Source organism: Bradyrhizobium sp. (genome assembly GCF_016462955.1).
Classification (GTDB): Bacteria; Pseudomonadota; Alphaproteobacteria; order Rhizobiales; family Xanthobacteraceae; genus Bradyrhizobium.
In genome coordinates this window covers 1-4,118 of record NZ_JAEMSD010000562.1, presented here as the reverse complement: position 1 = coordinate 4,118, position 4,118 = coordinate 1, and the positions used below count along the sequence as shown (strand labels likewise).

General features: G+C 65.0%; 4 protein-coding genes and 2 pseudogenes. 5 read left to right on the top strand and 1 reads right to left on the bottom strand.

Translation table 11 applies throughout. The annotated features are described in order from the left end of the window. The 3 genes and pseudogenes from JHD07_RS34420 to JHD07_RS34410 form a co-directional block, all read left to right on the top strand. Positions 1-116 (top strand): annotated as a pseudogene (locus tag JHD07_RS34420) (Crp/Fnr family transcriptional regulator); the annotation flags it as partial. Between the two features lie 155 nt (positions 117-271). Then, entirely contained in the window at positions 272-649 is a 378-nt protein-coding gene (locus JHD07_RS34415; protein WP_291630264.1) for an Hpt domain-containing protein, read from the top strand. Positions 650-776: 127 nt separating this feature from the next. Beyond that, positions 777-1,025: a hypothetical protein gene (locus tag JHD07_RS34410; protein WP_291630262.1), complete on the top strand. Its 249-nt coding sequence runs from the start codon at positions 777-779 to the stop codon at positions 1,023-1,025. Positions 1,026-1,102: 77 nt separating this feature from the next. On the opposite strand, the gene JHD07_RS34405 is transcribed toward JHD07_RS34410, so the two are convergent. Beyond that, positions 1,103-1,720: a LuxR family transcriptional regulator gene (locus tag JHD07_RS34405; protein WP_291630260.1), complete on the bottom strand. Its 618-nt coding sequence runs from the start codon at positions 1,718-1,720 to the stop codon at positions 1,103-1,105. 321 nt (positions 1,721-2,041) lie between these two features. Here JHD07_RS34405 and JHD07_RS34400 point away from each other — a divergent pair, with 321 nt between their 5' ends. Beyond that, positions 2,042-3,205 carry a hypothetical protein gene (locus JHD07_RS34400; protein ID WP_291630259.1) on the top strand — a complete coding sequence of 388 codons (1,164 nt, stop codon included), beginning with the start codon at positions 2,042-2,044 and terminating at the stop codon, positions 3,203-3,205. A gap of 361 nt (positions 3,206-3,566) precedes the next feature. Beyond that, positions 3,567-4,118, top strand: a pseudogene (locus JHD07_RS34395) (diguanylate phosphodiesterase); the annotation flags it as partial.

The following is a 4,118-nucleotide window of genomic DNA, read 5'->3' as shown; positions in this document are numbered from 1 at the left end:
TCCACTACAGCCGCGGACACATCCAGCTCACCAACCTGGACGGCCTGCGCCAGACGGCGTGCGAATGCTACGCCACCGTGAAGGCCCAGTATGACCGGCTGCTCGCTCCACGCTGAACGCCGCGCCGGCTTGGTAAACCGCGGGCTAATGCCGGCCCGCAAACACCGGCCACCCTGCTACCGAAAGTGAAATTGGAATGCCGTAGACACCGGACATGCCTCGCGCCGGCAGCTGCCGTGCGACGAGAACGAATATCCGGGCAGACTAGGCCATGTTTGACGCAACCATCGCACCTACGCAGAAGGAGCTCGATGCCGAGCCTGCGCGCGAACCCCGCGCCTACGAAGCGCTGGTGCGCGAGATCGGCGAGGACGGTGCCTGTGAAGTGCGCGAGGTGTTCTGGAGCGAGACCTGCGCCCGCCTGCAACTGTTCCGCACGCTCCCGCTCGCGCAGCACCACGCCAGGATCACGCGCGAGGCGCATTCGCTGAAGAGCGCGGCCGGAACGTTCGGCTATGTCAGGCTCGCGGCGCTGGCGCTGCAGCTGGAGAAGACCGCGGAGAGCCTCGGCGAGGCCGGATTCCACGCGCACCTCGACGCGATGGATGCTGCCTACGCAGCCGCGCGCGCGCAGGAGGCGGACTGCTAGATTCTCGACGCGTCTGTTCACGCAAGTTTGCCTGTGGGCGTAGTCCCGCCGTACTTCTACGGCTTGCGATTTTCACAGATGACTAATGATAGCTGGCGATAGTCCGGGAAAACCAGGAGGGTTTTCCATGTTCACCTACGAGACCGCAGACCAGAAGGAGGTTCGTCGCTTCCGCATCGCCCAGTTCAACGGCCGGATGGCAACGGTGAAGTCTGGCGAGTCGACCGTGACCGGCTTCGTGCGTTCGGTGCTGGAGCAGGAATCGAGCATGCCGCCCCGCTGGACCATCACGATCATTCCGAACGCGCCGAAGGAAGCAATCAAGCCGCTGCGTCCCGCCTCGCGCGCACGTCCGTTCGCCGAAGACTATCTCTGAGCGCAACGGATTTCCCAGACGTCCCCAGCGACGTCTCGCGCCTCGTCCGCCCGCCCGCCGGCGGCGCAACCGACGCCTCAATCGATCGAATGCAGCAGCGCCGCACGGACGAGGTCCGCGGTGTTGCGCGCACCGAGCTTGCGCATCGCCTCGGCGCGATGGCTCTCGAAGGTGCGCGGGCTGATCTGCATGCGCAGCGCGCCCTGCTTGTTCGAGTAGCCTTCGCTGATCAGCCTCAGCACCTCGCGCTCGCGCTTGGTCAGCCGCTTCTGGCCGGACGGGCCGGGCAGATCGGCGTTCGGCGCGCGCTGCGGCATGCGGGCTACCTTCGATTCGGCCTGCTCGGTGCCGGACGCGGTCGGCGCGCCGGCCTTGTGAGGGCCGGCAAGCTGCTTGACCAGACCGCAAACGCGCTCGGTCTGTGCCAGTGCGTTCTCGACCACCCGCTGCAGATAGGCACGATCGCCCGTGGCGGGCGCCAGCTGGTCGCTGTGATGCTTGATCTCGCCCATGTAGAGCAGGAGCGCGGTCAGGGGGCCGTTGAGCTCGCGGGCAATGGCCGCGGCCATTTCGTCGGCCGCCGTGGCGCGGACGGCGCTCAGGTGGACGAAATCGGGCTGTTCAGCGGAAGCAGCGCTGCTTTCGTGCCATTCCGACGGCCGCGAATCGATGGCCGTATCATTCTGGGGACCCATGTCGTTGGTTTAGCGGAACCGGGGCCGGTCTGTGGTTAACTTTTTGCTCCGTAAGACTACGGTGATTTAGACGATTTTGCGCAAAAAGGGCGGCCTAGGCACAATTTGTGCTTGCGAGGCGCCGCGACCGACCATGCAAGGGTTGAGTGTTCTGGACGAAGCGACGGAAAACGTCCCGTTAGGCCGCTTGCTAAGGTTCCCGGTTCCCGGCTTTTACGGATTAATTAACGGCGACTTGCTTCTCTAGGGAGGTTGAGAGCGCGCAAATGCCTCCACGCGTTGGGCCCGCAAGCCCGCGGGCGCTGCGAAAGATTGCGTGCCATGGACGAGATCGATCGGCTGTCGGAATTCCTGCGGAGGCTGACGCCGCTGTCGCGCAGCTGTCTGCTCAGCGAGCTCGAACGGCTCGAGCTGTGCGGCATCGACATGCCCGGGTCGGCCGACCTTCAGTCCCGCCTGCGTGCCGAGTTCCGCAAGGACGGATCGACCCAGGCGCGCGCCACCTCGCCTTCGCGCTATTTCTTCGCGCCGCTCGAACTGGTGCTGATCGACGGCGCGCCCGACCATGCCAATATGGGGCGAATCTCGCGCAATACGCTGACGCCGATCTGGGAGTGGATCTGCCGCGACCTGCTGCCGACCATGGCGCGCGACTACATCCAGGCGATCACCGACCAGGTCGCGGCCAACAAGCCGAAGGAAGTGCAGAAGATCGCGTCGACCTTCCAGATCAAGGTCGTCAAGGTTCTCGAGAACACCCTCACCTCGGCCGAGAACACCGAGACCGCGCGCGCCAAGCTCGGGCAATACACGGCCTCGCGCACCGCCTTCGACGACGTCGTGAAGATGCTGCATGTGTTGCGCTCCGGCGATGCGCTGCCGAAGTTCAACGAGAAGCTGCCTGACACGATCGCGAAGTTCGACGACGGCCAGGTCGCCCAGATCACGCTGCAGCTCGACGCCTTCAAGAAGGCCCATCCCCAGGCGCTGCCCTTTGCGCTGGCGCTGGTGGCGCGCCGACTGAAGACGTCCTGGCAGTTGGTGCGGCTCGCCACCAAGGCCGCGGCCAGCAAGGCCGCCGCGGACGTCGCCGCCACGCCCTATGCCAGCGTCGTTCACATGGTGCTCGACCGGCTCGACGACAAGCGCCTCGCGCTGCGAGTCGCGCTTCGCAACAACCGGGTGCTGATTGCCCGCGACCTGCTCGCCGAGATCTACGACACCGAATATGCGCTCAAGGTCCGCATCGACGGCATCGAGCATTGCGAATGGGGCGTCCGGCTCCAGCAATTGATGGACGCGATCGCAACATTGGTGTCCGCCGAGGTGAGCCGCTTCCCCGACAATGTCGGCCACATTCTCGGCTCGCGCCGGCTGCGCAGCCACGACACGATCGGGGGCAAGCTGACTTATCTCGCCTGGAAGGGACGCGACGCGATCGAGGACGGCGCGGCGGCGTTCCGCAAATTGATCGGGCAGACATAGGCGCGCTCAAGCATGATCCGACCGGATCATGCTCTAGTTGTGCGTGCGCGGCAGGCACAGGAAGCGGTCGAGAAACCGCCCTGACAGCACGAACCTGAACCACCAAACCATCATTCGCCGCGTCGTCATAGCTGTTCATCCTCGACAGCCCTCCACCCGCTAGGGCGGACCTTTAGCGCGAGCGCGGCAACGCGCGTGTGATCCATTTCACATGGAGGCAGCGCGGCCTGAACTGTCGACAAGTTAGCTCGAATTGGAGAGCTTAACGTTACTCAGATAATTCAAGAACGTTCTGAACCTCTCCTTATTTGAACCCACGCTCGGCGTTTATGACACCGTCACGGAACGGGAGTGGTATCAGATGAACGATGGGACGACTGAACTCGTCGGACGGAGGCCTGTGACCTTCGGACGGCGAAAGGTGACGCCGCGCGCCTGCGTGGCCGACAGCAAGCGCCACTTGCGGGCCTTTCTCAGCGAGGTGCTGGAAGACCTCGGCTTCGTCACGAGCGAATGCGCCAGCGCCGACGAGTTGCAGAACGTGCTCGCCACTGAATTGCCCGACCTGATCCTGCTCGGCGTCGCCGCGGACGGCATCGAGCCGGGACGATTTCTCGAGATCCTGGTGCGCGAGGGATTTGCCGGCAAGGTTCTCGCCGTCGGCGCCCGCGACTCGATCATCGTCAAGGCCGTGCGGCAGGTCGGCGAGGAATACGGCCTCAGCATGCTGCCGCCGCTCACCACGCCCTTTGGCGCGGACATGCTGCGCGAGCGCATTGCGATGCTGCTGCCGGACGAGCCGGCGCCGAGCCCGGCCGTGCATGTCGGCGAGGCCCTGCATGCCGGCTGGCTCGAGCTGTGGTACCAGCCCAAGATCGACGCCCGCACGCTGGTGCGCAGCGGCGCCGAGGCC

What these genes read in the sequence shown, in the direction of transcription:
- JHD07_RS34415 (WP_291630264.1), top strand. Translation starts at nt 272, where the DNA reads ATGTTTGACGCAACCATCGCACCTACGCAGAAGGAGCTCGATGCCGAG.
- JHD07_RS34410 (WP_291630262.1), top strand. Translation starts at nt 777, where the DNA reads ATGTTCACCTACGAGACCGCAGACCAGAAGGAGGTTCGTCGCTTCCGC.
- JHD07_RS34405 (WP_291630260.1), bottom strand. Translation starts at nt 1,720, where the DNA reads ATGGGTCCCCAGAATGATACGGCCATCGATTCGCGGCCGTCGGAATGG.
- JHD07_RS34400 (WP_291630259.1), top strand. Translation starts at nt 2,042, where the DNA reads ATGGACGAGATCGATCGGCTGTCGGAATTCCTGCGGAGGCTGACGCCG.